General features: G+C 29.6%; 2 protein-coding genes. Both read right to left on the reverse strand.

The window, feature by feature from the left end; all coding sequences use genetic code 11:
• Nucleotides 1-220: 220 nt before the first annotated feature.
• Nucleotides 221-400, reverse strand: a complete 180-nt coding sequence (locus ACF91D_RS30640) for a hypothetical protein (RefSeq protein ID WP_119626938.1) — start codon at nucleotides 398-400, stop codon at nucleotides 221-223.
• A 141-nt stretch (nucleotides 401-541) separates the two neighbouring features.
• Nucleotides 542-736, reverse strand: coding sequence for a helix-turn-helix domain-containing protein (locus tag ACF91D_RS30645; RefSeq protein WP_119626939.1), 195 nt, complete (start codon nucleotides 734-736; stop codon nucleotides 542-544).
• Between the last annotated feature and the right edge of the window lie 280 nt (nucleotides 737-1016).

The following is a 1016-nucleotide window of genomic DNA, read 5'->3' on the forward strand; positions in this document are numbered from 1 at the left end:
CTGTGTATATGAGTAAGCAAAAGATATTTCACATCGTACAGATGTTGTTTCAAATGCTTAAACGGTATACCACAATCAACAAGCACATCATTGATTAAGACTGCATTACCTTTGGAACCCGTCGATATTATTTTGTATTGCAAGACTTTCACTCCTTAAGGAAAAATGGTATAATTAAAGAGTGATATCCGTATTTTTTAAATATATGACTGTTAGCAAATTAGCCCTTGCTAGCGGTCTTTTTTATTGCAAAAAAATCACAGTATTCAAAGAAAATGAAAGTTAACAAACTGATCATTGTGCCTATTGATAAACCACTGATTCCATCGTTAAACAACAATCCAAAAACAATAGAAGATGTTATCAACATTCCAACTGCTGTTAAAAATGATTTATTCATTTGTGTTCTCCTTTCTCAACTCCACTATAATAAACAAACAAACTATCTTTTGTTCACTATATTACACTTAAACTCCAAAAAAGGAACGTCCTGTAAACTTAAATGTTTAAGACGTCGCTTAATATCGTAATTTAATAAAAGTTATTCGAAAAACTCATCTCCACTGATAACTAAAAACAAGCATATAGAACGCATTTCACTGCATGTGAAATCATTACCATTTATCATGTTAAGTTTACGATAAAGCGTTGACCTATCAATATTTAAGTGTTCAGCAAGTTGTGTGTTAGTTACTTTTCGTTTTTTCATAGCTTCTTTTAATTTTTCATAGTTCATATTTTTCCCCTTTCCTTAGATTTCACGTTACGTGTCATATATTACACGATTAGAAACCTAAAGTCAATTGATAAGTTGATTATTTTGCTCTAAGTGTTTCTTCCTTATATAGAAATATAATAAATACCGAACACTTGTTCTTGTTTATAGATTAATAAATATTTATGTAGATGTCAAGTTAATAAAAATATAAAAAAAGAAACGTTAAATTTAATAAGTGTTGCATTTTCGAAACTCCAATGATATACTAATCTCGTACCACAAGGAGGTGCACGAATGA

It is taken from the genome of Staphylococcus sp. 231237_7MaSpsaltlick, assembly GCF_043107035.1.